Source organism: Limimaricola sp. G21655-S1, assembly GCF_027213785.1.
Lineage (GTDB): Bacteria > Pseudomonadota > Alphaproteobacteria > Rhodobacterales > Rhodobacteraceae > Limimaricola.
The window spans coordinates 102905-128367 of record NZ_JAPWGO010000010.1; the positions used below are offsets into that span (position 1 = coordinate 102905).

General features: G+C 69.8%; 24 protein-coding genes, 1 tRNA gene and 1 riboswitch. Of the genes, 8 read left to right on the top strand and 17 right to left on the bottom strand.

Annotated elements, in window-relative coordinates:
• The first annotated feature begins 35 nt into the window (after positions 1 to 35).
• The gene (locus tag O4G76_RS11720; RefSeq protein WP_269397495.1) at positions 36 to 1421 is read left to right on the top strand and encodes an HWE histidine kinase domain-containing protein; all 1386 of its coding nucleotides are present in this window, start codon (positions 36 to 38) and stop codon (positions 1419 to 1421) included.
• Here O4G76_RS11720 and cobO read toward each other — a convergent pair.
• Genes cobO through cobN form a run of 5 tightly spaced genes read right to left on the bottom strand, consistent with a single transcriptional unit; the run spans position 1418 to position 7501 of the window.
• The gene (cobO, locus tag O4G76_RS11725; RefSeq protein ID WP_269397496.1) at positions 1418 to 2026 is read right to left on the bottom strand and encodes a cob(I)yrinic acid a,c-diamide adenosyltransferase; all 609 of its coding nucleotides are present in this window, start codon (positions 2024 to 2026) and stop codon (positions 1418 to 1420) included. The two genes, O4G76_RS11720 and cobO, sit on opposite strands and share 4 nt — an antisense overlap.
• A gap of 57 nt (positions 2027 to 2083) precedes the next feature.
• Positions 2084 to 2821 carry an LrgB family protein gene (locus O4G76_RS11730; RefSeq protein ID WP_269397497.1) on the bottom strand — a complete coding sequence of 246 codons (738 nt, stop codon included), beginning with the start codon at positions 2819 to 2821 and terminating at the stop codon, positions 2084 to 2086.
• The gene (locus tag O4G76_RS11735) at positions 2818 to 3168 is read right to left on the bottom strand and encodes a CidA/LrgA family protein (protein WP_269397498.1); all 351 of its coding nucleotides are present in this window, start codon (positions 3166 to 3168) and stop codon (positions 2818 to 2820) included. Before O4G76_RS11735 ends, O4G76_RS11730 begins: the two co-directional genes overlap by 4 nt.
• Positions 3165 to 3809: a nucleotidyltransferase family protein gene (locus O4G76_RS11740; protein WP_269397499.1), complete on the bottom strand. Its 645-nt coding sequence runs from the start codon at positions 3807 to 3809 to the stop codon at positions 3165 to 3167. The genes O4G76_RS11735 and O4G76_RS11740 overlap by 4 nt, the downstream gene beginning before the upstream one ends.
• Entirely contained in the window at positions 3806 to 7501 is a 3696-nt protein-coding gene (gene cobN, locus O4G76_RS11745) for a cobaltochelatase subunit CobN (protein ID WP_269397500.1), read from the bottom strand. Before cobN ends, O4G76_RS11740 begins: the two co-directional genes overlap by 4 nt.
• A 78-nt stretch (positions 7502 to 7579) precedes the next feature.
• On the opposite strand from cobN, the gene O4G76_RS11750 reads away from it, so the two are divergent.
• Positions 7580 to 7762 (top strand): hypothetical protein, encoded by a 183-nt coding sequence (locus tag O4G76_RS11750; RefSeq protein ID WP_269397501.1) that lies wholly within the window; start codon positions 7580 to 7582, stop codon positions 7760 to 7762.
• A 2-nt stretch (positions 7763 to 7764) separates the two neighbouring features.
• Here the strand turns inward: O4G76_RS11750 and O4G76_RS11755 are convergent, their stop codons facing one another.
• Complete coding sequence (locus O4G76_RS11755) at positions 7765 to 8205, bottom strand: GNAT family N-acetyltransferase (protein ID WP_269397502.1); 441 nt, start codon at positions 8203 to 8205, stop codon at positions 7765 to 7767.
• Between the two features lie 8 nt (positions 8206 to 8213).
• Positions 8214 to 9269: a cobalamin biosynthesis protein CobW gene (gene cobW / locus O4G76_RS11760; RefSeq protein ID WP_269397503.1), complete on the bottom strand. Its 1056-nt coding sequence runs from the start codon at positions 9267 to 9269 to the stop codon at positions 8214 to 8216.
• A gap of 45 nt (positions 9270 to 9314) precedes the next feature.
• On the opposite strand from cobW, the gene O4G76_RS11765 reads away from it, so the two are divergent.
• A complete protein-coding gene (locus O4G76_RS11765; RefSeq protein WP_269397504.1) occupies positions 9315 to 9644 on the top strand; it encodes a DUF1636 family protein in 330 nt (109 codons plus the stop codon).
• On the opposite strand, the gene O4G76_RS11770 is transcribed toward O4G76_RS11765, so the two are convergent.
• Positions 9641 to 10318, bottom strand: a complete 678-nt coding sequence (locus tag O4G76_RS11770; RefSeq protein ID WP_269397505.1) for a CbtA family protein — start codon at positions 10316 to 10318, stop codon at positions 9641 to 9643. The two genes, O4G76_RS11765 and O4G76_RS11770, sit on opposite strands and share 4 nt — an antisense overlap.
• 10 nt (positions 10319 to 10328) lie before the next feature.
• Entirely contained in the window at positions 10329 to 10499 is a 171-nt protein-coding gene (locus O4G76_RS11775; RefSeq protein WP_269397506.1) for a CbtB domain-containing protein, read from the bottom strand.
• A 34-nt stretch (positions 10500 to 10533) separates the two neighbouring features.
• Positions 10534 to 10757: riboswitch (cobalamin riboswitch) on the bottom strand.
• Between the two features lie 163 nt (positions 10758 to 10920).
• Between O4G76_RS11775 and O4G76_RS11780 the strand changes: the two genes are divergently transcribed.
• Positions 10921 to 14376, top strand: coding sequence for a chromosome segregation SMC family protein (locus tag O4G76_RS11780; RefSeq protein WP_269397507.1), 3456 nt, complete (start codon positions 10921 to 10923; stop codon positions 14374 to 14376).
• A 340-nt stretch (positions 14377 to 14716) separates the two neighbouring features.
• On the opposite strand, the gene O4G76_RS11785 is transcribed toward O4G76_RS11780, so the two are convergent.
• The 6 genes from O4G76_RS11785 to O4G76_RS11810 all read right to left on the bottom strand — a co-directional run bounded on the left by O4G76_RS11785 (position 14717) and on the right by O4G76_RS11810 (position 20110).
• Positions 14717 to 15454, bottom strand: a complete 738-nt coding sequence (locus O4G76_RS11785; RefSeq protein WP_269397508.1) for a MauE/DoxX family redox-associated membrane protein — start codon at positions 15452 to 15454, stop codon at positions 14717 to 14719.
• An 81-nt stretch (positions 15455 to 15535) separates the two neighbouring features.
• Positions 15536 to 16738 (bottom strand): lytic murein transglycosylase, encoded by a 1203-nt coding sequence (locus O4G76_RS11790; protein ID WP_269397509.1) that lies wholly within the window; start codon positions 16736 to 16738, stop codon positions 15536 to 15538.
• A gap of 64 nt (positions 16739 to 16802) precedes the next feature.
• Positions 16803 to 17684, bottom strand: a complete 882-nt coding sequence (gene cbiB / locus O4G76_RS11795) for an adenosylcobinamide-phosphate synthase CbiB (RefSeq protein WP_269397535.1) — start codon at positions 17682 to 17684, stop codon at positions 16803 to 16805.
• Positions 17685 to 17704: 20 nt separating this feature from the next.
• Positions 17705 to 18652: a threonine-phosphate decarboxylase gene (locus tag O4G76_RS11800; RefSeq protein ID WP_269397510.1), complete on the bottom strand. Its 948-nt coding sequence runs from the start codon at positions 18650 to 18652 to the stop codon at positions 17705 to 17707.
• Complete coding sequence (locus O4G76_RS11805) at positions 18649 to 19032, bottom strand: DUF1636 domain-containing protein (RefSeq protein WP_269397511.1); 384 nt, start codon at positions 19030 to 19032, stop codon at positions 18649 to 18651. The genes O4G76_RS11800 and O4G76_RS11805 overlap by 4 nt, the downstream gene beginning before the upstream one ends.
• A 79-nt stretch (positions 19033 to 19111) precedes the next feature.
• A complete protein-coding gene (locus O4G76_RS11810; protein WP_269397512.1) occupies positions 19112 to 20110 on the bottom strand; it encodes a glutathione S-transferase family protein in 999 nt (332 codons plus the stop codon).
• A 177-nt stretch (positions 20111 to 20287) separates the two neighbouring features.
• Here O4G76_RS11810 and O4G76_RS11815 point away from each other — a divergent pair, with 177 nt between their 5' ends.
• From O4G76_RS11815 to O4G76_RS11825, 3 genes are all read left to right on the top strand, one after another.
• Complete coding sequence (locus tag O4G76_RS11815) at positions 20288 to 21025, top strand: SDR family NAD(P)-dependent oxidoreductase (RefSeq protein WP_269397513.1); 738 nt, start codon at positions 20288 to 20290, stop codon at positions 21023 to 21025.
• Between the two features lie 275 nt (positions 21026 to 21300).
• Positions 21301 to 22149, top strand: a complete 849-nt coding sequence (locus O4G76_RS11820) for a YdiY family protein (RefSeq protein ID WP_269397514.1) — start codon at positions 21301 to 21303, stop codon at positions 22147 to 22149.
• Positions 22150 to 22308: 159 nt separating this feature from the next.
• Positions 22309 to 23970 (top strand): peptidoglycan-binding domain-containing protein, encoded by a 1662-nt coding sequence (locus tag O4G76_RS11825; RefSeq protein WP_269397515.1) that lies wholly within the window; start codon positions 22309 to 22311, stop codon positions 23968 to 23970.
• A 179-nt stretch (positions 23971 to 24149) separates the two neighbouring features.
• Here the strand turns inward: O4G76_RS11825 and ykgO are convergent, their stop codons facing one another.
• Complete coding sequence (gene ykgO / locus O4G76_RS11830) at positions 24150 to 24275, bottom strand: type B 50S ribosomal protein L36 (protein WP_008884645.1); 126 nt, start codon at positions 24273 to 24275, stop codon at positions 24150 to 24152.
• A gap of 82 nt (positions 24276 to 24357) precedes the next feature.
• Positions 24358 to 24432, bottom strand: a tRNA-Val gene (locus tag O4G76_RS11835).
• A 144-nt stretch (positions 24433 to 24576) separates the two neighbouring features.
• On the opposite strand from O4G76_RS11835, the gene O4G76_RS11840 reads away from it, so the two are divergent.
• On the top strand, positions 24577 to 25440 hold the full coding sequence (locus O4G76_RS11840; RefSeq protein ID WP_269397516.1) for an N-formylglutamate amidohydrolase: 864 nt from the start codon (positions 24577 to 24579) through the stop codon (positions 25438 to 25440).
• The last annotated feature ends 23 nt before the right edge of the window (positions 25441 to 25463 follow it).

The following is a 25463-nucleotide window of genomic DNA, read 5'->3' on the forward strand; positions in this document are numbered from 1 at the left end:
TCGGAATGATGAGTAGCGAGAGACCGACAGCGGGAATGGAAGACGTAACGGATCTGACAGCTGGCGCTGATCATCTGCGGCTGGTGCTGGCCGTGGGCGAAATCGGTGTCTGGGATCTCGACGTGACGACCGGCAAGGCCTGGCGCAGCCTGCGTCACGATCAGATCTTCGGCTACGACAAGCAGCTTCCGTCTTGGAGCTACGAGGATTTCCTGTCCCATGTGGTGGAGGAAGACCGGGCCCGGGTCGACGAGGCCTATGGCACGGCGCTGGCCGAAAAGCGCAACTGGTCCTTCGACTGCCGGATCCTGCGCGCCGACGGCAAGCTGCGCTGGATCGCCGCCCATGGCCGCCACGTGGTCGATCCGCATAACGGGCACGAGCGGATCATCGGCCATGTCCTCGACATCACCGAGAGCAAGGAAGCCGAGGAGCGGCTGCGTCTCGTTACCTCCGAGCTGAACCACCGCACCCGCAACATGCTGTCGGTGCTGCAGGGCATGGTGCGGATGTCGGCGCGGCGCGCGAGCAGCGTGGCCGATCTCGAACGCAGCCTGCTGGGCCGGATGGAGGCGCTGTCGCGCAGCCACGCGCTGACGGTGCAGCTGTCGGAAAGCGCGCTCAGGATCTGGGACGTGATCAACAGCGCCGTTTCGCCCTTCGCGCCCGAGCCGGATCGTTTTTCGGTCAGCGGCGCCACCGACGCGACGCTGGCGCCGAAGATCGCCGAGAGCCTGTCGCTGGCGCTCTATGAGCTGACCACCAACGCGATCAAGTACGGCGCGCTCAGCACCGGCGAGGGGCGGGTGTCGGTCAATGTCTCGCGGCTCGCACCGGGGCGGGCACAGGTCGTCTGGCGCGAAACCGGCGGGCCGCGCGTCTCGCCGCCGGCGCAAAGGGGGTTCGGTTCGACCCTGCTGCGCTCGATCCTGCGCGCCGAGGAAGGCGAGGTGCGGATCGATTTCGCCGAGACGGGCGTGGTCTGCGTCATCGAATTGCCGGTGGGCCACGACGTCGCCGAGAGCGAACGGGCGACCCATGGCGAAGGACAGCTCGACGGTCGCCGGGTGATGGTGGTCGAGGACGAGTTCCTGATCGCGATCTCGCTCGAAATGGCGCTGGGCGAACAGGGGGCGCTGGTCGAGGGGCCCTATACCCGGCTTGACGAGGCGCAAAAGGCGGTGTCGAGCCGGCCCGATGCGGCGGTGCTCGACGTCCGGCTCGGCTCGGAATCGAGCCTGCCACTGGCGCGCGATCTCGCGGGCCTGGGGGTGCCGCTGCTGTTCGTCACCGGCAATGTCGATGGCGAGGAGCTCAAGCAGGAGTTCCCCGAGGCCCAGGTTCTGTCCAAGCCGGTGAGCGAGGACCGGGTGGTGGCCGAGCTGAAGCGGCTGATCGAACGCCGCTCCGTGGCGCGCTAGAACTCGACGCCGATCTGCGCCTTGATGCCCGAGCGGAACGGGTGCTTCACCAGTTCCATCTCGGTCACCAGGTCCGCGGCCTCGATCAGGTCCTCATGCGCGTTGCGCCCGGTGAGCACGACATGGGTCATGCGCGGCTTTTCCTCGCGCAGGAAGGTCACGACCTCCTTGATGTCGAGATATTCGTAGCGCAGCGCGATGTTGATCTCGTCGAGCAGCACCATGCGGTTTTCCGGGTCGCGGATCAGCTCCTTGGCCTTTTCCCAGGCCGCCTGCGCCATCTCGGTGTCGCGGGTGCGGTCCTGCGTCTCCCAGGTGAAGCCCTCGCCCATGGTGTGGAACTGGCAGACATCCGAGAAGCGCTCGAGGATCAGGTCGCGCTCGCCGGTGGACATGCCGCCCTTGATGAACTGCACCACGGCGCATTGCATCTCGTGCGCGATGCAGCGGAAGATCATCCCGAAGGCGGCCGAAGACTTGCCCTTGCCCTTGCCGGTATGGACGATGATCAGGCCCTTCTCGTCGGTCTTGGTGGCCATGATCTTGTCGCGCGCGGCCTTCTTCTTGGCCATCTTCATCGCGTGGCGGTCGGTGTCGTCGGTCATCACATGGCTCCTCTTCGGGGCGACAGACTGCGCCAGAGCCGGTCGCTCCGCAACCCGTCAGCCGGTCAGCCAGGCGACCAGCCAGGGCGCGAGCAGCGGCGCGATCAACGCCGTCAGCAGCGCGTTCAGCCCCATGCCTATGCCCGCGAAGGCGCCCGCCGTCTCGTTGACCTGGAACGCCCGCGCGGTGCCGATGCCATGCGCCGCCACGCCCACGGCGAGGCCGCGCGCGCGCCAGTCGCGGATCCGGAACAGGTTCAAGAGCGGCGTCGCGACGACGGCACCGGTGATGCCGGTGATGATCACCAGCACCGCCGTCAGGTTCGGCGCGCCGCCGATCGTCTCGGACACGCCGAGCGCCACGGGTGCCGTCACCGATTTCGGCGCCAGCGAAAGCAGCGTCTCGCCCCTGAGCCCGAAGGCCGCGCCGATGGCCACCGCCGTGACCAGCGCGGTGACCGAACCCGCCGCCAGTGCTGCCAGCATCGGCCAGAAGGCCGAGCGGATGAGCCTGAGATTGGCATAAAGGGGCACGGCCAGCGCGACGGTTGCGGGGCCGAGCATGAAATGCACGAACTGCGCGCCCTCGAAATAGCTCTGATAGGGCGTGCCGGTGACACGCAGCAGCAGCGCCAGAAGCGCCACTGCGACCAGCACCGGGTTCACCAGCGGCCTGCGCCCGGCGCGGCGGAACGCCAGATCGCCCAAGCCATAGGCCACCAGCGTCGCGGTCAGCCACAACAGCGGGTCCTGGCGCAGATAGGTCCAGATTTCGGTGGGATCGGCAGGGGTCATTCCGAGGCCCCGCTGAGCCGCGCCACGGCGAGGAACACGTAGACGCCTGCGAGGATCGCCGCGACGGTCGAGAGCAGTAGCGCCGCGATCAGCGCCACGCCGTCGCGGCCCAGCGTGTCGAGATGCCCGACCACGCCGACACCGGCCGGCACGAACAGCAGCGACAAATGCGCGAGCAGCGCCGAGGTCGTCGGGGCGATCCGCTCGGCCAGAGCGGGGCGCAGGATCAGCGCCGCGAAGAGCAGCGCCATGCCGATCACCGGGCCGGGCACGGGCAGGCCGAGGCCCCTTGCCGCGATCTCGCCCGCGAGTTGGCAGGCAAGCAGGACGACGAGATTGACGATCATGTGGCCTCCGGGCGGCTTGGGCGGCTCTCGGTCTGGAGCGGGGATGCGGGATGTCGAGCTTGCGGGGTCTCCGGCCATGGCTCGATCGTCAGCTCGGGCCAGCATGCCTTCTGCCGTGTCGCCTTGGCCTCGTGCGTCGCGCGGTTCGGCAGGATCGGGTTCGGCACGACCCGCATCGCGAAGACGTCTTCGAGGCCATGGGGCGCATAGATGTCGAAGCCGTCATCGGGGCGCAGCCGCATGCCGACGCAATGCGTGCGCGTCGCGAAGTGGTCGATCCCTTCGCGGCTCGACGCGTAATCCGGGCAGGCATGGCCGAAGCGTTCGCGGTACCACAGCGGCACCCGTGCCTGGTTGCGGATCTCGACCGGCGGCGCGGGGGCGAAAAACGGCGCGGTGCGGCGGATCACGCGGTCCTCGGCCGCCCAGCTCGTGTCGGGGTCGAAATAGAACAGGTCGATATCCTTGACCCCATGCAGCGCCGGCCGCCCGGTGAGCGCGTTCCACACCGCGCCGTAGAGCGCGCCAGAGACGATCCACCAATCGGGCAGGTCGAGCGCGCGCGCCGCACGGAATGCGGCCATGAGCTCCGGCGTGGCGCGGATGATCTCGACCAGTCGTTCCCGAAGCGCCTCGCTCACCGCAGCGCCTCGATCCGGGCGCGGGCCGAGTTCGAGCGCGGCTGCCACAGCCCGCGGTCGATCGCCTCCTGCAGCCGCTCGGCGATCTCCCTGAGCGCTGGCGGGTTGTGCTCGGCGACGAAGTCGCGCGTGTCCTCGTCGGCCAGCACCGCCTCCTCCACGAGGTCGAAATGGTGGTTCTTCACCGCCCGCGTGGTGGCGGCGAAGGCGAAGAGGTAGTCGACCGTCGCCGCGATTTCGAAGGCACCCTTGTAGCCGTGGCGCTTCACGCCATCGATCCATTTCGGGTTCACCACGCGGCTTCGCACGACGCGGGCGATCTCTTCGTCGAGGCTGCGGATGACCGGGCGCTCGGGACGCGAATGGTCATTGTGATAGATCGGACGCTCGCGGCCCTGAAGGCTCGCGACGGCCGCCGCCGCGCCGCCCTCGAACTGGTAGTAATCGTCCGAATCGAGGATGTCGTGCTCGCGGTTGTCCTGGTTCTGCACGATGGCCTCGACCTGTCCGAGCCTTGCGGCGAACCCGTCGCGGTCGGCCGTGCCCTCCTGTCCCGCGCCATAGGCATAGCCGCCCCAATCGAGATAGGCGGCGCCGAGATCGGCGCGCTCAGACCAGATCCGCTCGTCGATCAGGGCCTGAAGGCCGGCCCCGTAAGCGCCGGGCTTCGATCCATAGACCCGTGCGGCGGACCCGCCCGCGCGCACCCTCGCTGCCGCCGGGTTGGTCTCCTCGGGCTCGTCGAGCGCCTGCACGGCGCGGGCTGCGCTGTCGACCAGGGCCACCAGCTGCGGGAAGGCGTCGCGGAAGAAGCCCGAGATGCGCAAGGTCACGTCGACGCGGGGCCGTCCCAGCACCCCCTCGGGCAGCACCTCGAAGCCGGTGACGCGGCGATTGGCGCTGTCCCATATCGGCTTCACGCCCATCAGGGCCAGCGCCTGCGCGATGTCGTCGCCGCCCGTGCGCATGTTGGCGGTGCCCCATGCGGTGACCAGCATGCTGCGCGGCCAGTCGCCATGGTCCTGCAGGTGTTTTTCGATCAGGAGGTTCGCCGATTTCCAGCCCAGCGCCCAAGCCGTGGGCGTCGGAACTGCGCGCGCGTCGACGGAGAAGAAGTTGCGCCCCGTCGGCAGCACGTCGGGTCGCCCGCGCGTCGGGGCGCCCGACGGGCCGGGCGCCACGGCGCGGCCATCGAGACCGGTGAGCAGGCCCGCACCCTCGGCCGGGCCGCAGGCGGCGATGGCGGGGCGGAGCTTCGTCTCGATCTCTCCCAGCACGGCGGCGGAGGCGGGGCCGGGGGCAGGGGCCCTGCCGTCGAGCAGGCGCTGGCACAGCTCCTCCAGCCGCTCCACCGTGTCGCCCGCGCTGCGCCACTTGCCCTCGCCCGAGAGCGCGTCGGGGCGCGGGCCGGTCCAGCTCGCCGTCATGTCGCAGTCGAGCGGGTCGAAGCCCAAGCATAGATCATCGGCCAACGCGCGCAGGATCGAGGCCGCGCCCGTGCCGCGCGGTACCCTTGCCAAGGCGATGGCGAGGTCGCGTTCCTGCCGTCCCTCGGGGCTTTGCCCGAACACGTGCAGCCCGTCGCGGATCTGCGCCTCCTTCAGCTCGCACAGCCACGCGTCGAGCTTGGCGAGATCGGTGTCGGCCTGTCCCGAGAACCCGGCATCCGAGGCCAAGCCGGTGGTCTCGGCGAGGCTCAGAATCTCGCGGCGCAGATGGGTGATGCGGCGCGGATCGACGCCCGCGGCCTCGTAATATTCGTCCACCAGCGCTTCGAGATCGCGCAAGGGACCGTAGTTTTCGGCGCGGGTCAGAGGCGGGGTCAGGTGATCGATCACCACCGCCTGCGCGCGCCGCTTGGCCTGCGTGCCCTCGCCGGGATCGTTGACGATGAACGGGTAGAGGTGCGGGGTCGCGCCGAGCGCGATCTCGGGCCAGCAGGTCTCCGACAGCGCCACCGCCTTGCCCGGCAGCCATTCGAGATTGCCGTGCTTGCCCATATGCACCACCGCGTCCGCGCCCCAGTGATGGCGCAGCCAGAAATGGAAGGCGAGGTAGTGGTGGGGCGGGACGAGATCGGGCGAGTGGTAGGTCTCGGTCGGGTCGATGTTGTAGCCCCGCGCGGGCTGCAGCCCGACCACCGCATTGCCGAACCGGTGCAGCGACAGGGCGAAGCCGCGCCCGGGCCCGCCGTCGGAATTGCGTATTTGGGGAGAGATGAAAGGATCGTCGCCCGGCGGCCCCCAACGGTCGAGGATCTGCTGCTTTGCAGCCCAGGGGAGTTCCGCGAAATGGCGCTCGTACTCTTCGAGCGGCAGCACCTCGCCGCCGTCGCGCGTCGCGCGGTCCGTCAGCCAGTTGGTCGGGCCCGCCATCAGCCGGTCCATCAGCGCCTGCGCGTCCTCGGGCGTGTCCTCGACCGCATAACCTGCCCCCTGCATCAGCCGCAGCGCATGCACCGTGGCGGCGGGGGTGTCGAGACCGACGCCGTTGGCCAGCCGTCCGTCCTTGTTGGGGTAGTTGGCCAGCACCAGCGCCACCTTGCGATCGCAGGCGGGCGTGGCGCGCAGCCTTGCCCAGGCTGCTGCCAGCGCGGCCACGAAAGTGATCCGGTCCGCGCGGGGCTGGTAGGTGGCGACGCGGCATTGGGTCGCCTCGTCGAAGAAGGCCTCGCCCTTGAAGCCGATGGCGCGGCTCAGGATCCGTCCGTCTACCTCCGGCAGTGCCACGTTCATCGCGATGTCGCGCGCCGAGAGACCGGTCAGCCCTTCTTCCCAGACCTCCTCGCTGCTGGCCGAGAGCACGATCTGGAACACCGGGGCCTCGTTGGCCGCCGGGGTGGCGAGCGGGTTGGGGGCCGAGGCGTCGCCCGCGCTCGCGCCTCCGGTCGCGAAAGAGGTGGCGTTGAGGATCACCGAGGGCGGCGCGGCCTCCATCAGCCCGGTCAGCGTGTCGCGCGAGACCGGGTCCTTGAGGGATGCCACGAAGACCGGCATCGGGTTCAGCCCGGCCCGCAGCAGGGCCCGCACCAGCCGGTCGATCGGCGCCAGCTGCGCGCCTTGCAGCAGCGCCCGGTAGAATACGACCGGCACGACCGGGGCATCTACGGCCCAGGCCTCGCGCAGCCGGTCGAGATCGGCGATGCCGAGGCCGGGCCAGTAGAGACCGGCGCGCAGCAGCGGGCGGGCGGCCTGTGGCGGCTCGGTGCCGTCGAGCATGTGCTTCGCATGGGCGAGGAATGCGGTCGCATTCTCGGGGCCGCCCTCGACGAGGTAGGACCACAGCGCGTCGTAATCCGCAGGCTTGACGGTCGACAGTTCGCGCAGCTCCGGGTCCGGCTTGTCGTCGCCGGGCAGGGCGGCGAAGGGCACGCCCGCCTCGGCCAGCCGGGCCGCGTATTGCACCAGCCCGTATTTCCAGTAGCCTGCGCCGCCCAGCACGCGCGCCACGACGAGGCGCGATCTCGTCGCGCAGTCGTCGAGATGCAGGTCCACCGACATCGGGTGCTGCAGATGCATCAGGCTCGCCAGCCGCAGATCGGGCGCGTCGGGCATCGAGGCCCGCGCCGCGCTCAGCGCGGCGAGCTCGGTGTCGGCGGCGGAGATGACGACGAGGTCGCCGGGCGTCTGGCCGAGATCGACGGCCTCGGTGCCGTCGGAGACGGTGCCCGGCGTGGCGGCGAGAAGATGCATGGCGGCCCTTTCGTGAACGCTTGCGAAGCCCCGCGCGTTGGGGCAGGGAACGGCACCCCCCAGTTACAGGAGCGGATGATGGATTACAGCAAGTCGGGCGGGCCTCGTCAGGGCCGCAACGCGCCCAAGCACCGCGAGCACAACGAGCGCGGTACCGAGAAGACCCCCTATGACAAGCGCGACGACAAGGCCGACCTGCTCAAGCGCATGAAGGAGGCGGCGAAGAAGGCCGCCGGGAAGGCGCCCGAGCCCAAGGGCTGAGGTCACAGCCGCTTCTCCATGAAGACGCTCGACCCGTTCTCAGCGTAATCGCCGAACGGGCCCCGCACGGCGAAGCCGTGCCTTGCATAGAGACGATGGGCGGCGGCCAGCCTGTCGCCCGTCTCAAGCCGGATGAGCGGCAGCGCCTCGTCGCGCGCCGTCCGCTCCAGCCGGTCGAGGAGCAAGGTGCCCACGCCGCGACCTCGCGCCGCCTCGGCCACGAAAATCGATTTCAGCTCGCCATAGCCCGGTTTCACGTGAAGCGCGCCGCAGCCCAACGGCGCGTCGTCCTCGTAGGCCGCGAAGAAGCGGATATCGGCGGCGTCGAGCGCCTCGATCGGCAGGAAGTGGTTTTCCTCGGGCGGGTAGAGAGAACGCATCAGCGCCTGGCTCGCCTCGACCAGCGCGCGCGGACCGGGATCGGTCGCGCGCGCCCGTTTCACGGTGACGCTCACGCCGCCAGCGCGGCCTCGATCGCCGCGCGGTCGAGCCCCGCCTCGCCGATCACCACCAGCCGGGTCTCGCGGGGGTCGGCACCGAAGGGACGGTCGAAATGGGTGTCGACGCGCGGACCCACCGCCTGCAGCGTCAGCCGCATCGGCTTGCCCGTCACCGCGACGAAACCCTTGAGCCGCAGGATGTCATGCGCGCGGATCACCTCGGCGACCTGCGCGGCAAAGGCCTTCGGATCGGTTACCTCGGGCCGCGTCACCACGAAGCTCTCGAACTCGTCATGGCCGTGATGGTGCGCGGCGTCGTGGTGATCGTCGTCGTGATCATGGTGGTGATGCACCTCGTGGCGCGCCTCCATGTCGGCCTCGGCCGCGGCCCCCTGTCCGAGCAGCACCTCGACGGGCAGCGCGCCCATCGCCGCGCGCACCACCTGCACGCCGGTGCGGGCCTCGGATTTGAGCTTCGCGGCCAGCGCCTCGGCTTCCTCCGCGCCCAGGAGGTCGGTCTTGTTGACGACGATCATGTCGGCGGCGGCGATCTGGTCCTCGAACAGCTCCGACAGCGGCGTCTCGTGGTCGAGCCCGTCATCGGCGGCGCGCTGGACGTCGATCGCGGCGATGTCGTGGGCAAAGCGGCCCTCGGCCACCGCCTTGCCGTCGACCACGGTGACGACGCCGTCGACGGTCACTCGGGTCGAGATGCCGGGCCAGTTGAAGGCGCGGATCAGCGGCTGCGGCAGCGCGAGGCCGGAGGTTTCGATCACGATGTGGTCGACCGGCTCGTCGCGGTCGAGGAGCTTTTCCATGGTCGGGATGAAGTCGTCCGCCACGGTGCAGCAGATGCAGCCATTCGACAGCTCGACCACGTCCTCGTCGCGGCAGCTCTCGATGCCGCAGCCCTTGAGGATGCCACCATCGACGCCGAGATCGCCGAATTCGTTGATCACGAGCGCGATGCGCTTTCCGCGCGCGTTCTCGAGCAGGTGACGGATCAGCGTGGTCTTTCCGGCGCCGAGAAAGCCGGTGACGACGGTGGCGGGGATCTTTGCGGGCATCGGGGTCATCCGTTACTGGTCGGTGCCAAAGCACCGGGGGTGGAAATGGACTGCATCACGATCTGCGCGACCTGCGCTGCGCCGGGGCAGGCGCCACGTGGCGCGGCGCTGGCCGAGGCGGTGGCCGAGGGTCTGCGCGAGGGCTGCGTGCTGCGCCTCGTCGATTGTCTCAATCTGTGCCATTCGCCCGTAGCCCTGTCGATCCGGGGGGCGGGCAAGACGGCCTATCTCTTCTCCGGGGTGGACCCGGCCACGCAAGCGGCCGAGATCCGTGTTCTTGCCGATCTCTATGCCGAGGCGCCCGGCGGCGACATCACCGATGCGCGGCCGCTGGGCGGGCTCAGGCACCGGCTGGTGGGGCGCATCCCGGGCTAGGCCTCGCGCGACCAGATCCAGCCGGCGGCGAGGCCGAGGAACGCCCAGGCAGCGGCCGAGACCCCGAGCGCGCGCGCCGAGAACATGGCGGCCAGCTCCGGTGCGGCGCTGCCGAAGTAGCGGTCGAGATGCGGCGCGCCGATCAGATGCGGCGCGGCGATGAGCGCCACCCCGCCAGCGAGCCAGGCGGGGCCGCGACCGAAGGCCATCAGCGCGAGGCCCAGCGCGGTTGCGATCACGCAGAAGGCCCACCAGGTCTGGCGCTCGCCGATCTCGGCGGCAAAGGTGCCCGGCAGTTCCGGCGGCAGCCCGAAGGCCGGTGCCAGCGACAGCGCCACGAATCCGCCGAGCCCCCACAACAGCCCGCGCCGCGCATCCACCTCGACGCCGCGCCGGGCCGCGAGCGCGAAGCCCGCCGCCAGCACGAAGCCGAAGCCGATCCAGCCGATGATGTTGATGGCGAGCGTGCCCATATGGCGCCCCATGGCGTCGCCCAGCGGCGGCGCCCCGGCATCCGAGCCGATATGCCCATCCGTGAAATGCGCCCGCGCGCCGGACTCGTAGAGCTCGGCTTCCATCAGGAGGGGCACGACGAACCACAGCTGCAGGAGTGCGGCGAACACGCCTGCGGCCAGGCCGGCGAACAATGCGCTGGCCCCGATCTGTTTCAGCATGATCGTGCGATCAGTGGCAGGGAAAGCCGGTGGCGTGACGCGAATCATGGGCCACGTCATGCATGCCGCCGGCGTGGCTGAAGCCCGCGGCGAAGATCAGCCCGAGGCCGAACACGGCGGCGAAGGCGATGGTGGCGATCTCGAAAAGCGCGCCCGAGGAGGCGATGGTCTTGGTCGTCATGTCAGTTCTCCTGTCCCGTCCACCCGACGGGGTCCTGGGTTTCATCGCGCAGGGCCGGTCTCCTGGCTCGCGGGTCGTGGCATCCCTCCACCTTCCCGGGATCTCTCCCAGTGGTTTCGAAGGGGCGCTCACCGCTTACAGTCGCGGGGGCGGCTGCGGCCGGGGGCCTCCTGACTGGATCGGCCCCTTCCGCATTCCCGATTTCCTCCCCTCGGGCGCTTCGCGCCGCATCGGGGAACCTTGCACCTTCGTTCTGCGCTGTCGCACCGCCCCGCGTCAAGCGCCAAGCCTTGGTCGAACGGCTCGGCCGTTGCGGGCGAAACGCGGCGGAACCCCGCGCGCAAAGGGCCGCGCGCGTTGACTTCGCGCCCCCCTTTCCCGCATAGGCGCGCGACCACGAGCGCGAACGAGGGCGGCTTTCATGCGATTCTCCCGGCTGCGGCTGAACGGCTTCAAGAGCTTCGTCGACCCGACCGATCTGGTGATCGATGACGGGCTGACCGGCGTGGTCGGGCCCAATGGCTGCGGCAAGTCGAACCTGCTGGAGGCGCTGCGCTGGGTGATGGGCGAGAACCGCCCCACCGCGATGCGCGGCGGCGGCATGGAGGACGTGATCTTCGCTGGCGCCGCGACCCGTCCCGCTCGCAACCACGCCGAGGTGACGCTCTCCATCGACAATGGCGAACGGCTCGCGCCCGCGGCCTTCAACGATTCCGACACGCTGGAGATCGTGCGCCGCATCACCCGCGATCTCGGCTCGGCCTACCGGCTCAACGGCAAGGAAGTCCGCGCCCGCGACGTGCAGATGCTCTTCGCCGACGCCTCGACCGGCTCGCAATCGCCCGCCCTCGTGCGGCAGGGCCAGATCTCCGAGCTGATCAACGCCAAGCCGACCGCGCGTCGCCGTATCCTCGAAGAGGCGGCGGGCATCTCCGGGCTGTACCAGCGCCGCCACGAGGCCGAGCTGAAGCTGCGCGGGGCCGAGCAGAACCTGTCCCGCGTCGACGACGTGGTCGAAAGCCAGGCGGCGCAGCTCGCGACGCTGGCGCGGCAGGCCCGCACGGCGGCGCGCTACCGCGAGATCGGCACGGCGCTGCGCGCGGCCGAGGGCCTGCTGTTGTGGCTGCGCTGGAACGCCTCCGAAACGATGCGCCGCGCCGCCGAGGAAGAACTGCGCGAGATGGCGCAGGCCGCGGCCCGGGCCGACGGGCTCGCTGCCCGCGCGGTCGAGGCGCGCGCCGCCGCCGAGGCCGCGTTGCCGCCCCTGCGCGAGGAGGCGACGATCGCCGCTGCCGTGCTGAACCGCCAGGAGGCCGAGCGGGATCGGCTGCTCGATCAGGAAAAGCGGGCGCGGGGGGCGATCCGGGCCCTTGGCGCGCGGATCGAACAGCTCGACCGCGACATGGAGCGCGAAAGCGTGCTCGACCGCGACGCGGGCGAGACGATGCGCGCGCTCGAGGCCGAGGCGGCGGAGCTGGCACAGGCCGGGCAGGGGCACGAGGCGCGGCTGGCGCAGGTCGAGGCGGTGGCCCGCGAGGCGGGCGAGATCCTGTCCGAGGCAGAGCACGCCCAAGGCCAGCGCACCGAGGACACCGCCCGGCTCGCGGCGCGGCATCAATCGGCGCAGCGTCTGGTGGCGGAGGCCCGGACCCGCATCGCCAAGAGCGCCGAGGCGGCGACGCAGGCGAAGGCCCAGCTCGACGCCGCAGGCACCGCCGCGTCACAGGCCGAAACCGTGCTGGCCGCGGCCGTCGAGGCCGAGACGCAGGCGAAGGTCGCGGCCGAGGCCGCCGAGGCCGATCTGGCCCGGGCCGAGACGGAGCGCGCGCAGGCGCAATCCGACGAGGCCGAGGCGCGGGCCGCCCGCGCCGGCGTCGAGGGCGAGGCCAAGGCGCTGCGCGCCGAGGTCGCCGGTCTGGCGCGCCTGGTCGAGCGCAGCGACGACAAGGGCCAGCAGCTTCTCGACCTGCTGAGGGTCGAACCGGGCTTCGAAAAGGCGCTGGGCGCGGCGCTGGGCGACGAGTTGAAGGCTCCCGTGGTCGATGCGCGCGGCACGACCGGCTGGGCCGAGCTGCCCGGTTACGACGCCGAACAGCCGCTGCCCGAGGACGCCGAGCCTTTGGCGGGCCTCGTCCATGCACCGGGATTGTTGGGGCGCCGGCTGGCGCAGGTCGGCGTGGTCGCGCGGGATCGGGGCGCGGCGCTGCAGGGCCGCCTGAAGCCCGGCCAGCGCCTGGTCAGCCGCGAGGGCGATCTGTGGCGCTGGGACGGCTACCGCGCCGGGGCCGAGGACGCGCCCTCGGCGGCGGCGCTGCGGCTGGAGCAGATGAACCGGCTCGCGGCGCTTCGCGGCGAGCTGGAGGTGATCGAGGCCAAGCTGGAAGAGCTGACCGAGCGCCATGCCGATGCGGCGGCCGCGCTGGAGCGCGCGAAGGAGGTCGATGCCCGCGCCCGCGGCGCCCGCCGCGCGGCCGAGACGGCGCTTTCCGAGGCCGCGCGCGCGCTCAGCCGCGCCGAGGGCGAGAAGGGCCGTGCCCAGACCCGCCGCGATGCCGCGAGCGAAGCGATGGGCCGGCACGAGGCCGAGGGCCGCGCCGGACGCGAGGCGCTGGTCGAGGCCGAGGCCGGGCTGCGCGATCTCGATGATCTCGACGCGGCGCGCGATGCCGTGGAACAGGGCCGCCAACTGGTCGAGGCGGCGCGGATCACCATGATCACCCGCCGCTCCGAAGCCGACGAGATCCGCCGCAACGGCGAGGCCCGGGCGCGGCGCGCCGAAGCGGTGGCGCGCGAGCTCGAAGGCTGGCGCGAGCGCGCCGAGACCGCGCGGGGCCGGGTCGGCGAGTTGACCGCGCGCCGCAGCGAGACCGAGGCGGAGCTGGAGCGCGCCCGCGAGCGGCCCGAGGCGATCTTTGCCGAGCGGCGCACGCTGGATGCGGGCATTGCCGAGGCCGAGGCGCGGCGCGACGCCGCCGCCGAGGCGCTGCGCACGGCCGAGGGCGCGCTTTCGGATGCGCAGGCCGCCGAACGCGCCGCCGAGCGCGCCGCCTCCGAGGCACGCGAGCGTCGCGCCGCCTCCGAGGCGCGCGCCGAGGCCGCCCGCGCCGCCGCGACCCAGGCGGCGGAACGGATCGAGGAGACGCTGGAGACCACGCCCGAGGCGCTGTTCGAAACGCTGGAGATCGGTGCGCTGGCGCCGCCGCCCACCGAGGAGGTCGAGGCCAAGGTCGCGCAGCTGCGCCGTCAGCGCGACGCGCTGGGCTCGGTCAACCTGCGCGCCGAGGAGGATGCCGAGGCGATCCGCACCGAGCATGACGGCCTCGTCGCCGAGAAGGCCGATCTCGAAGAGGCGATCCGCACGCTGCGTCAGGGCATCGGCAGCCTCAACCGCGAGGGGCGCGAGCGGCTGCTCGCCGCCTTCTCACAGGTCAACGAGAACTTCGGCACGCTGTTCACGCATCTGTTCGGCGGCGGCGAGGCGCGGCTGACCCTGGTCGAGAGCGACGACCCGCTCGAAGCCGGGCTCGAGATCCTGTGCCAGCCGCCGGGCAAGAAGCTCTCGGTGCTGTCGCTGCTGTCGGGCGGCGAACAGACCTTGACCGCGCTGGCGCTGATCTTCGCGGTGTTCCTCGCCAACCCGGCACCGATCTGCGTGCTCGACGAGGTCGACGCGCCGCTCGACGACGCCAACGTCACCCGGTTCTGCGACCTGCTCGACGAGATGACCCGCCGCACCGACACCCGTTTCCTGATCATCACCCACCACGCGGTGACGATGGCGCGGATGGACCGGCTCTACGGAGTCACCATGGGCGAGCAGGGCGTGAGCCAGCTCGTGTCGGTGGATCTGCGCAAGGCAGAGCAGATGGTCGCCTGACAGGTTGCTTCGGCGACGAAGCAACTCGTGATTGAAGAACCAAACGAGAACACTTGAGATAATTCGCCGTATTTGGCAAGACTTCCTCCTGCCGCGACACTTCGCGGCGAGGGGAGGTGATATGCATTGACCGAAGCCAGCTACCGTAAGTGGATGGTGGTCGTCGCAGTGGCAACGCTGGTGCTGACTGCCGTCCGTCTCTGGGTCGGGAGGTAATCCCGGCAAAGAGAAACCCCGCAGAGCGGCAACTCTGCGGGGCCCTGATCAGGGATGAGACATCATCGACCGATCGCTACCGTATGGCCGATATAATGTGCATCGACTGCGGAATTGTAAAGGCTCAGAGCAGCAGCCCGACCAGCATCCACAGGCCCATCCCGGCCATCATCACGTTCTCGGTGAGCGAGATGAACCCCAGGGGCACGTTGCTGTCGCCGCCGACGCAGGCGCACTTCAGCTCGCGCTTGTCGATCCAGACGGCCTTGATCACCGAGATCGCGCCGACCGTGCCGATGAACAGCGCCAGCGGCGCCGAGAACCAGGTCAGCAGCAGCGCCGTCATCAATACCCCTGCGATCCCCTCGGCCCAAGGATAGACATAGGCATAGGGCACCCAGCGCTGCGCCAGCAGGTCGTAATTGAGAAACCCGTTGGTGAAACTCTCCACGTCACGCAGCTTCTGCAGCGCCAGCAGGCACATCGAGATCGAGATGAACCAGCCGATGGTCTGCCACGCGAAGAAGCTGCCAAGCGCCACCCATGTCACCGCGATGGCGAGCGCCAGCCCCATGCCGAAGATCGCGATCACCGGTTGGTAGGTCGTGCCCTCGGGCTTGGCGGGCTTCATGTCGAAATGCGCACGCAGATCGTCATAGCCACCGATGCGTTCGCCATCGATGAAGGCTTGAGGCGTCGTCTTCACGTTGTGCTCGCGCAGGAAGGCGTCGGTTGCCTCACGCGTGGTCAGTTCGTGATCCTCGACTTCGTATCCCTTTGATTTCAGAAGGTGCAGGGATTTCTGCCCGAAGGGGCAGTGATGCTTGGGCATCGACATGCGGTAGAGTTGGGCCTGGGCCATCGCGGGGGCTCCCCTTCGTTGGAGACTTGCCCCCGCAACGCCCTTCCCGCGCTGGAAGGTTCCCGGGCGGTCCTTCGTGTCTCAGAGCGCCTCGAGCAGCGCCGGGGTCGGCCAGGCATCGGCCGGCAGGCCCAGCCGCTGCTGTTCGGCCTGCACCGCCTGCCGGGTCATCTCGCCCAGAATGCCGTCGGCGCCGCCCACGTCGTAGCCCCGCGCCTGCAGCTTTTCCTGCAACCGGACCATCTGCTCGCCCGAAAGGCCGGGGGCCGGGTTGCCCGCGTCATAGACAGGTGCGCCCTCGAGCTGGTTGGCGAAATAGGCGGCGGTGGTGACGTAGACGAGGCTCTGGTTCCATTCGAAATAGACCCGAAAGTTCGGGTAGGCGAGGAAGGCGGGCCCGTCCTTGCCCATCGGCAGCAGCACCGAGGCCGGCAGATCGGCGGCGCCGAGATCGCCATCGCGCGCCGAAACGCCGAGCGCCTGCCACTCCGAGACGGGCCGCTGCGTATCGAGCCCGGTCTGGCTCCAGTCGAGGTTCTCGGGTACGGTGACCTCCTGCAGCCAAGGCTCACCCGCGCGCCAGCCGAGGCTCGAGAGCATCTTGCCGCCCGACAGCAGCGCGTCGCGGGCCGAGCCCTTGAGATCGACGCGGCCATCGCCGTCGCCATCCATGCCGTTCTCGATGATATCCTCGGGCAGCATCTGCACCTGACCGATCTCGCCCGCCCAGGCGCCGGTGGTCGAGGCGGGGTCGATGCCGCCCTGCGCGTAGAGTTCCACGGCGGCGAGGAGCTGCGGGCGGAACAGTTCCGGGCGGCGGCAGTCATGCGCCAGCGTCGCCAGCGCGTTGACCGTGTTGAAGTCGCCCTGCACCGCGCCGTAATCGGTCTCGAAGGCCCAGAAGGCCAGCAGCACGCCACGCGGCACGCCGTATTCGACCTCGATCCGGTCGAAGGTCGAATCGTATTTCTCGGCGTTGGCGCGGCCATTGGCGATGCGGTTCTCCGAGATCAGCCGGCGCGAGAAGTCGATGAAATCGCGCTGGAACACGCCTTGCGCGCGGTCGGCCTGCAGCACCGACTGGTCGGGGCGCACGCCCGAGAAGAAGGTGTTCACCGTATCGGGCGCATGGCCCATCGCGGCGGCCTCGGCCTTCACCCCCTCGACCCAAGCACCGAAATCGCCGCCGCAGGGCGGCTTGGGGCCGGTGGCCTCCTGGGCCTGCGCGACGGCGGGCAGGGCCGCGAGGATCAGCGGGGCGGCGAGACGGGCGGTATGACGCATGGGTGTTTGTCCTGACAATTGCGGGTCGCGGCGGAGCGTGACAGCGGCCACCGGCGGGGGCAACTCACGTCCACGCCAGCACGATCACCACGCAAAGTCCCGCCGCCCATGCCTTCCACAGCATGGCGCAGGCAGCCTCGACCGCCGCCGCGCCGATCTCGCGCAGGCCTTGCGGATGGACCCAGGGAAAGTCCTGCATCCGGCCGTGATAGGCGCGCGGGCCCGACAGCGCCACGCCCAGTGCGCGCGCCATCGCCGCCTCGGGCCAGCCGGCATTGGGCGAACGGTGCAGCCGGGCATCGGCCGCGACCTCGCGCCAGGGGCCGGGGCGCCCCGAGACCAGCCAGATCAGCAGCGCGGTCAGGCGCGCGGGGATCCAGTTCATCACGTCGTCGAGCCGGGCCGAGGCCCAGCCGAAGCCCTCGTGGCGCGGCGTGCGGTAGCCGATCATCGAATCGGCTGTGTTGACGATCTTGTAGATCAGCAGCCCCGGCAGCCCGCCGATCAGGAACCAGAAGGCCGGGGCGGTAACGCCGTCGGAGAGGTTTTCGGCGGCGCTCTCGATCGCAGCGCGGGCGGCGGCCGCCTCGTCCATCGCCGCCGTGTCGCGCCCGACGATCATCGAAACCGCGCGGCGCCCCTCGGCGAGCGATTGCCGTAGGCCGGTGGCCACGGCGCGAACGTGATCGACGAGGCTGCGCTGCGCGAGCAGGATCGCCGTGACGAGGATCTCGGCAAAGGGGCCGGGCAGGGCGGCCAGCGCCTCGCCCAGCGAATAGGCGCCGAACACCAGCGCCGCGCAGGTCAGCGCGCCGCGCCCGCGCGCGGGGCCGCCGGTGTTGAGGCTGCGATCGAACCAGCCGACCACCCGCCCCATCAGCACCGCCGGGTGCGGCACCCGGCTCCAGACCTCCTCGGGTTCGCCGAATACCGCGTCGAGTGCCATGGCGATCAGCAGCCAGAAGCTCACAGCGCGGCCTCGATCTGCCCCCAGCGATCGGGGGCGGGCAGGCCGAGCCGCAGATGCGTGGCCGACCACGGGAAGATCCGGCTCCAGACATGGCCGTGGGCCAGCCGTTCCTGCCAGGCCGCCGCGTCCTCCACCTCGTAGAGGCGGAACAGGTCGGTGCCCCCTGCGACGCTCGCGCCGCGGGCGGTCATCATCGCGTCGAGCCGCGCCGCGTCCGACCTCAGCCGTTCGCGTGTCGTCCGGGCCCAGCCCTGATCCTCGAGCGCCCGCGCCCCGATGGCCAGCGCCGGTCCGGAGACGGGCCAGGGCCCGAGGCTCTCGGCCAGCGCCTCGATCAGCCCGGGCTCGGCGATGGCGAAGCCGAGGCGCAGCCCGGCGAGACCCCAGAACTTGCCGAAGCTCTTGAGCACCACCGTGCCGGGGCGCCCCGCAAGGGCGACGAGAGACGCGTCGGGGCGGATGTCGCAGAAGCTTTCGTCGATCACGGCGAAACCGGCGGTGATCTCCGAGGCCTGCCAGATCCGGCCGTCGGGATTGTTGGGGTGCACCGCCACCTGTGCCTTGGCCGAGCGGGTGGTGATCTTCCAGCCGGCGGCGGCAAAGGCCGCCTCGTGCTCGTTGTAGGTGGGACCCGGGATGCGCACCGCACCGGTCGGCGCGAGGCGCGGCAGCCGCGCGATCAGCGCCGAGGCCCCGGGCGCGGCAAGGATCGCGGCGCCTTCCGGCACCCGCCAGAACCGGCGCGCGGCGGCGACCAGCCGGTCCTGCGCGGCCCGGTCCGGCAGCGCGGTCCAGGCGTCGAAGGGCAGGGCGCCGACCGGGTAGGGCACCGGGTTGATGCCGGTCGAGAGGTCGAGCCAGCCCTCGCGCGTACCGCCATGCCGAGCGATCGCCGCGTCGAGGCCGCCGCCATGATCGCGGCTCGCCAGGGTCGCCTCGCTCATTCGGTGTCCGGCAGCGGCGGGTGGCGGGTCACGAAATGCCCCTTCACCGCCTGCGGCCATGTCCTGTAGGGCACCTGGCCCGTCGCGCTCTCGCCATGCAGCACCGCCCAGTCGACGATCCCGCGCGCGGCTTCTTCGGAAACCTCGAACCGGCCCAGCGTGTAGTTCAGCTTGCCCGCCGCCTGCACCGCGACGTTGCAGCCCTGCTGGCAGCCCATCAGGCAGGAGGTGCGGCGTGTGCGCACCGGCAGGCCCTCGGCCGCCTGCTCGACGAGGCTGGCGAGGCGTTCGCCATCGGTCGCGCCGGAGGTCTCGTCCCAGCCCTCGCGCTTGCAGGTGTCGCAGATGGTGATCCAGGTGGTGGGGCTTTGCGTGCTCATGGCCGTGGTTCAAACCGAAAACCGCCCCGTCCACAAGCGGAACGGGGCGGTTGCAGGGTCCGAGGCCAAGGCGCGATGCTCAGGCGGCGTCGCGCGCGCCGATCTCGTCGCGCCCATGCGGCGCCATCAGGTCGAGATCCGGCCCGATCGGCACGATGCGATGCGGGTTAATCGTCTCGTGGCTGTAATGGTAGTGATGCGTGATATGGTCGAAATGCACCGTCGGGGCGACGCCGGGCCATTGGTAGAGTTCCCGCGTGTAGCCCCACAGGTTCGGGTATTCGACGAGCTTGACGCGGTTGCACTTGAAATGCCCGTGATAGACCGTGTCGAAGCGGATCAGCGTGGTGAACAGTCGCCAATCGGCCTCGGTGATCCGATCCCCCATGAGATAGCGGTTCTCGGACAGCCGCGCCTCGAGCCAGTCGAGGCTGCCGAACAGCTCGCCCACCGCCTCGTCATAGGCCTCCTGCGAGGTGGCGAAGCCCGCCTTGTACACGCCGTTATTGACCGTGTGATAGACGCGCTCGTTGACCTCCTCGATGCCGTCGCGCAGCGCCTCCGGCCAGTAATCGTCGCGATTGCCGGTGATCTCGTCGAAGGCACCGTTCAGCATGCGGATGATCTCGGCGCTCTCGTTCGAGACGATGGTGTCGCGCTGCTTGTCCCACAACACCGGCACCGTGACCCGACCGGAGATCTTCGGGTCGGCACGGAGATAGATGTCGCGCAGGAAGGGCAGGCCGAACAGGCGGTCGCCGGTGGCGCCGTCGAAATCGGTGCGGAATTCCCAGCCATCCGACAGCATTTCGGGGTGCACGATGCTGACGTCGATATGCGCCTCGAGCCCCTTCAGGGCGCGGAAGATCAGGGCCCGATGCGCCCAGGGGCAGGCGTAGGAGACATACAGGTGATAACGGCCGGATTCGGCTTCGAAACCGCCCTCGCCCGTGGGGCCGGGGCGGCCATCGGGCGTGATCCAGTTGCGGAACTTGGTGGTGGTGCGTTCGAATTTGCCGCCGGTCGATTTCGTGTCGTACCAGACATCCTGCCATTCGCCGTTCTGCAAGCGTCCCATGATCGCTCCTCGGTTGCTGCGGATCGCCCACATCTAGGGTTGAATGTGGCGTCGCGTCAGCCTCGTGCACGAACAGCTGATGTGCGGTGTGGGGCCGGAACCGGGGCCAGAGGCCGCCGGAACCGCCATGCGGCGGCCCGGTTGTCTTGGCGATCATAGGATAGGAGGGCAGGGCAGGTGCGGGACTGGCAAGGCAAGCGGTATTGGCTGATCGGCGCGAGCGAGGGGCTCGGGCGCGAGCTTGCCTTCTGCCTGAGCCGGTCGGGCGTGGAACTTGTCTTGAGCGCGCGCGGGCGCGATCGGCTTGAGACGCTCGCGGCGGCGCTGCCGGGCCGTGCCACGGTGCTGCCGCTCGACGTCACCGATGCCAAGGCGGTGCAGGCGGCCGCGTCGGATGCGGGCGAGATCGAAGGGGTGGCCTGCCTCGTGGGAACCCGCTGGCCGATGAGCGCGCGGGACTGGGACGAGGCCCGGCTCGAGGAGATGGCGGCGGTCAACTATCTGGGCCCCGCCCGGATCGTCGGCGCCGTGCTGCCGGGGATGCTGTCGCGGGGGCGCGGCCACGTCGTGCTGACCGGGGCGCTGAGCGGGTTCCGTGGATTGCCCCGTTCGGTCGGCTACGGCGCTTCCAAGGCGGCGGTGATGCATCTGGCCGAGTCGCTGCATCACGATCTGAGGGGCAGCGGTGTCGAGGTTCAGCTCGTCAACCCGGGCGCGATGCGCACCCGTCTGGGCGAGCGTTCGGACGCGTCCTCTCCCTTCGCCATGGAGCCCGCCCGTGCGGCGCGCGAGGTGTTCGAGCATATGAGCTCGGACCGGTTTAAGATGAACTTCCCCTATGGCACCTCCCTGCTGATGCGCAGCGCTCAGTTCCTGCCCGACTGGGCCTATTTCCGTCTTTATGGGCAGCGCTGACCCAATGCGGATGGCTGTGAGTGGCCAATTTGCAACAGCCTCACATCGCCCGAGGCTGTGCTGCATTCCGTAACGTTAATTGTGTTTGACCCTGCGTCGGGCCGGTTCATATTCCGGAGCGAAGGGGGCGGAACGATGTCGTGTTGCAAAAATGCCCCTCTCGTGTGCCTTCGGTTGCAGGAGGGGATCGGATTTGCGAAGGCCGCGTTCAGCGACCATGGAACCCGCAACGGACCCGGTCACAGGCCGGCCTCTGGAACCGAAAGGACAATGAAATGACTGCTACCTACAAACTGCTGATGGCCTCGACCATCCTCGGCCTGATGGGCACCGCCGCCGCTGCCCAGAACTTCGACGACGTCAACAGCCCGGTCTTCAGCACCGAGAACCAGCTCGACGACACGCTCGAGGATCTCGACGAGGACATCGAAGACGACTTCGAAGTTGAAAACCCGACCTTCGGCAACGAAGGCCGTGAGCTCGGCTTCACCGGCTCGATCTCGGCCCGCGGCACCGCCACCAGCGGCAACGACGACACCGCCACCCTCGGCCTCGGCGCCCGCTTCGGTTTCTTCGACGGCGTCAACGGCCACGAGGTCAAGCTGAGCTACTCCTACTTCGACGCCGAAGAGGAAGAGGACGACCTGAACCGTCTGCTCGCCGGCTACGACTACACCCGCGACTTCTCGGACACCTTCTACGGTTTCGGCACCGCTGTCGTCGCCTATGACGAGGACGACACCTTCGAAACCGACGCCTTCGTCGGCGTTGGCGTCGGCTACCGCGTGTTCAACACCCCCGACGTGCAGTGGTCGATCCAGGCCGGTCCGGGCTACCGCTACCTCGAGACCGCCGAGGGCGAAGAGATCGACGAGGCCGCGCTGTCCGTGTCGTCGAACTACTTCAACCGGATCTCGCCGGACCTGTTCATCACCAACGACACCGACGTGATCGCCTCCGACGCCGACACCTATGTCACCAACGATCTGGGCGTCACCGTCGCGATGAACAACGCGCTCGCGATGCGCACCAACCTGTTCACCGAGTACCGCACCGACCCGGCGCCCGGTGACGATGACACCGACAACACCCTCGGCGTGTCGATCGTCTATTCGTTCAACTGATCTCCCTCGATCGGTTGCATTCCGGGAAGGGAGGCGGGGAAACCCGTCTCCCTTTTCCGTGTCGGGCTCACTTTCCGACCCACCACCACGAAGTTGCTATTTGATGACGCGGCCCGGTCGGGCCAGTCTGGCCGCGCGGACGAACAAGGAGGATCCCCGATGCGCCATCTGTTGACGAGCACCGCGCTCATGTTCTGGGCCGGCGCGGCGCTGGCGCAGGATGCGGCGCTGCTTCTGGGGACCGAGCGCTACGAGACGCTGGGACGGCTGTCGCGCGGGACCGAGATCATCGAGGCCGCCGACGAGCTGCGCGGCTTGGGTTTCGAGGTCTTCGCGCTGCCCAATGGCCGGGCCGGAAGCACCGCCGAGATCGCCCGCGACTGGCTCGAACGGGTGCCGGAGGCGAACCGGCTGGTTGTCGCGCTCTCGGGTCGCTTCGCCACGGATGGCGCGCGCAGCTGGTTCCTCACCGCCGAAGCCGAGGGGCCGGGGCTCTTGAACCCCGGCGCCGCGGCGCTGCCGGTCGAGGGGGTGTTGCGGGCGCTGGCCGAGGCGCCGGGGCGGTCGCTGCTGCTGATCGCGGTCGAGCCGGACGGCTCCAACTCCTTCGACCCATGGGTCGGCGAGGGGCTGGGCGCGCTGGAGATTCCGCAGGGTGTCACGGTGCTGACCGGCAGTCCCCGCGCGGTGGCGCGGTTCATGCAAGGCCCGCTGGCCGAGCCGCGCGGCGATCTCAGTGTCGCGATCCGCGAGGCCGAGGATCTGGAGGCGCAGGGTTACCTGCCGCGCGCCCGCATCTTCATGCCCGAACGGCCCGAAACGCCCACGGCTGCCACGCCGGAGGCCGATCCCGCGGCCGAGGCGGCCCTGTGGCGCGGCACGGTTGCGCTGGGCACGATCGAGGCCTATCGCGACTACCTCGCGCGCTACCCGCGCGGCGCCAATGCCGAAGCCGCCGAGGCCGCCATCGCCGAGATCATCGCCGAACCCGATCGCGATGCGCGGCTGGCCGAGGAGGCGATCGGCCTCAGCCGCGACCAGCGCCGCGACATCCAGCGCAGCCTGAGCCTGCTCGATTTCAACACCCGTGGCATCGACGGCATCTTCGGTCCCGGTACCCGTCAGGCGATCAGCAACTGGCAGCAGCAGAACGGCTTCTCCCAGACCTCCTATCTGACGCCGGAACAGATCAGCCGAATCGACGCGCAGGCCGCGCGGCGCGCCGCCGAACTCGAGGCCGAGGCCGAACGGCAGCGCGAGCAGGCGGCTCGCGCCGACCGGTCCTTCTGGGATGAAACCGGCGCCCGGGGCGACGAGCCGGGGCTCAGGGCCTATCTCGACCGCTATCCGGACGGGCTCTTTGCCGAGACGGCGGCCGACCGGCTGGCATTGATCGAGGAGGAAAAGCGCCGCGCCGCGCAGGCCGAGGACCGCGCCGCCTGGGACCGGGCCCGCGAGGCCGACACGATCGAGGCCTATCGCGATTACCAGCGCGCCTATCCCGAGGGCAGCTTCAAGGAGGAGGCCGAGGCGAAGATCGCGGCGCTGCGCCAGAAGGTGGCGCAGAGCGACGCCCGCGCCGCGGCCGAGCAGGTCGAGCGCGATCTCGGGCTCAACGCGCTGACGGCGCGGCTGGTGGAGCAGCGGCTCGACGCGCAGGGGCTGGAGCCCGGCGAGGTGGATGGCAGCTTCGACGAGGCCACGCGCCGGGCGATCCGGCGCTACCAGCGGGCGCGCGAGATCGAGGCGACGGGCTATCTCGACGAGGCGACGGTGGTGCGGCTGCTGGCCGATTCCGTCACCGATATCGTCAATCCCTGAGGCGTGGCCCCTCCCTCTTGCAGGGGAGGGGCGCTTCCCCCGCGAGGCCCCTCAGCTTCGCGGCGTAGCCGGGTTTTCCCCGCTACGATGGAGCTTCGAATGCGGCAAAAGGAAAGGGCCGCCTCCTTTCGGAGGCGGCCCCTGATCCCTGTATCCGCTGCGGGAGCGGATCGCCGGCTTCAGCCCTGACGGGCCTTGAAGCGGCGCTGCGTCTTGTTGATGACGTAGACGCGGCCCTTGCGGCGCACGACGCGGCAATCGCGATGGCGCTGCTTGAGCGAACGAAGCGAGTTGGCGACCTTCATGGTGCTCTCTCCTTGTCGCGGCGCGGCGATTGCGCCGTGGTTGCAAAATTCGGCCCCCGAAGTTGGGGGCCGGTGAAATCCGTGGTGGGCGGTACAAGGTTCGAACTTGTGACCCCTTCGATGTCAACGAAGTGCTCTACCGCTGAGCTAACCGCCCTGGCCGTCTGACGTCCCGCGACCCTTGCGGGTCACCGTTCGTCGTCGGGTGAGCGGTGCTATACGGGGAACGGCGGAGGGGTTCAAGGGGTTTTGGCCGAAGAAGTTTCCAAGCTATCCTTTCCGTCGGAGACCCCCGGAGTTCATGCGCATGGCCGCCTTCGACCTGACCCGACCGGCGGCGCGTACCAGCTGCGTCGTCTTCGCCTCGCCCCATTCTGGGCGCGATTATCCCAAGTCGCTTCTGGCCCGTACCGGGCTTGATGCGCGGCTGATCCGCTCCTCCGAGGATGCCTTCGTCGACCAGCTTTTCGCGGCGGCGCCGGAGCATGGTGCGCCGCTTCTGGCGGCGCGGGTGCCGCGCGCCTGGGTCGATCTGAATCGCGCCGCCGACGAGCTCGACCCGGCGCTGGTCGAGGGGGTGGTGCGACGCGCGCACAACCCGCGCGTCGCCAGCGGGCTGGGGGTGATTCCCCGCGTCGTCGCCGGCGGCCGGGCGATCTATTCCGGCAAGATCGGCCTCGACGAGGCGCGCGAGCGGCTCGATACCGGCTGGAGCCCCTACCACGCCGCCCTGCAGTCGCTCCTGGCCGAAAGCCTCGAGCAGTTCGGCGAGTCGATCCTGATCGATTGCCACTCGATGCCGCATGAGGCGATCGAACTGGCGGGCACACGTGGCCGACCGCGCCCGCATGTGGTGCTGGGCGACCGCTACGGCGCCGCCGCGGCGCCGCGGGTGATGGCGCGGATCGAAGCCGCCTTCACCGCCGCCGGTCTCAGGGTGGCGCGCAACACGCCCTTCGCCGGCGCCTATGTCACCCAGACCTATGGCCGTCCCTCGCGGCGCCAGCACGCGGTGCAGATCGAGATCGATCGCTCGCTTTACATGGACGAGGCGCGAATCGAGCCGCATTCGGGGTTCGAGGCGTTCCGGGCGCGTCTGTCGGGGGTGATCGCCGAGATCGCGGCGATCGGAGCCACGGACTCCGGGCAGCTCGCGGCAGAGTAGAGGCGCGGAACCTCCTCGCGCGG

Coding starts and splice junctions, on each gene's coding strand:
- O4G76_RS11720 (WP_269397495.1), top strand. CDS start 36: ATGGAAGACGTAACGGATCTGACAGCTGGCGCTGATCATCTGCGGCTG.
- cobO (WP_269397496.1), bottom strand. CDS start 2,026: ATGACCGACGACACCGACCGCCACGCGATGAAGATGGCCAAGAAGAAG.
- O4G76_RS11730 (WP_269397497.1), bottom strand. CDS start 2,821: ATGACCCCTGCCGATCCCACCGAAATCTGGACCTATCTGCGCCAGGAC.
- O4G76_RS11735 (WP_269397498.1), bottom strand. CDS start 3,168: ATGATCGTCAATCTCGTCGTCCTGCTTGCCTGCCAACTCGCGGGCGAG.
- cobN (WP_269397500.1), bottom strand. CDS start 7,501: ATGCATCTTCTCGCCGCCACGCCGGGCACCGTCTCCGACGGCACCGAG.
- O4G76_RS11750 (WP_269397501.1), top strand. CDS start 7,580: ATGGATTACAGCAAGTCGGGCGGGCCTCGTCAGGGCCGCAACGCGCCC.
- cobW (WP_269397503.1), bottom strand. CDS start 9,269: ATGCCCGCAAAGATCCCCGCCACCGTCGTCACCGGCTTTCTCGGCGCC.
- O4G76_RS11765 (WP_269397504.1), top strand. CDS start 9,315: ATGGACTGCATCACGATCTGCGCGACCTGCGCTGCGCCGGGGCAGGCG.
- O4G76_RS11770 (WP_269397505.1), bottom strand. CDS start 10,318: ATGCTGAAACAGATCGGGGCCAGCGCATTGTTCGCCGGCCTGGCCGCA.
- O4G76_RS11775 (WP_269397506.1), bottom strand. CDS start 10,499: ATGACGACCAAGACCATCGCCTCCTCGGGCGCGCTTTTCGAGATCGCC.
- O4G76_RS11780 (WP_269397507.1), top strand. CDS start 10,921: ATGCGATTCTCCCGGCTGCGGCTGAACGGCTTCAAGAGCTTCGTCGAC.
- O4G76_RS11785 (WP_269397508.1), bottom strand. CDS start 15,454: ATGGCCCAGGCCCAACTCTACCGCATGTCGATGCCCAAGCATCACTGC.
- O4G76_RS11790 (WP_269397509.1), bottom strand. CDS start 16,738: ATGCGTCATACCGCCCGTCTCGCCGCCCCGCTGATCCTCGCGGCCCTG.
- cbiB (WP_269397535.1), bottom strand. CDS start 17,684: ATGGCACTCGACGCGGTATTCGGCGAACCCGAGGAGGTCTGGAGCCGG.
- O4G76_RS11800 (WP_269397510.1), bottom strand. CDS start 18,652: ATGAGCGAGGCGACCCTGGCGAGCCGCGATCATGGCGGCGGCCTCGAC.
- O4G76_RS11805 (WP_269397511.1), bottom strand. CDS start 19,032: ATGAGCACGCAAAGCCCCACCACCTGGATCACCATCTGCGACACCTGC.
- O4G76_RS11810 (WP_269397512.1), bottom strand. CDS start 20,110: ATGGGACGCTTGCAGAACGGCGAATGGCAGGATGTCTGGTACGACACG.
- O4G76_RS11820 (WP_269397514.1), top strand. CDS start 21,301: ATGACTGCTACCTACAAACTGCTGATGGCCTCGACCATCCTCGGCCTG.
- O4G76_RS11825 (WP_269397515.1), top strand. CDS start 22,309: ATGCGCCATCTGTTGACGAGCACCGCGCTCATGTTCTGGGCCGGCGCG.
- ykgO (WP_008884645.1), bottom strand. CDS start 24,275: ATGAAGGTCGCCAACTCGCTTCGTTCGCTCAAGCAGCGCCATCGCGAT.
- O4G76_RS11840 (WP_269397516.1), top strand. CDS start 24,577: ATGCGCATGGCCGCCTTCGACCTGACCCGACCGGCGGCGCGTACCAGC.